This is a genomic window from Sulfitobacter sp. HI0040, assembly GCF_001634885.1.
Classification (GTDB): Bacteria; Pseudomonadota; Alphaproteobacteria; order Rhodobacterales; family Rhodobacteraceae; genus Sulfitobacter.
On record NZ_LWEX01000560.1, the window covers coordinates 1 to 224 of the forward strand.

Genomic DNA, 224 nt, shown 5'->3' on the forward strand with positions numbered 1-224 from the left:
GGTCGATGATGCCCAGCGGATCGACCACGTTCTTCTTCGATTTCGACATCTTCGCCGAAGGAATGATCTGCACTTCCGTCCCGTCGGCCAGTTTTCCGTCGGTCACCTCCTCCGGCAGGTGATAGACCGGGCGGCCCCGTTCGTCTGTCGTCTGGTATATTTCATGGGTGACCATGCCCTGCGTGAAGAGCGCGTCGAAAGGTTCGACCGCAGAGGCGGGCAGA

At 59.8% G+C, this 224-nt stretch carries 1 protein-coding gene; it reads right to left on the bottom strand.

Translation table 11 applies throughout. The features are described from left to right. The coding region (locus tag A3728_RS20595; RefSeq protein ID WP_150120926.1) for a hypothetical protein at positions 1–224 on the bottom strand (224 nt) is incomplete at both ends.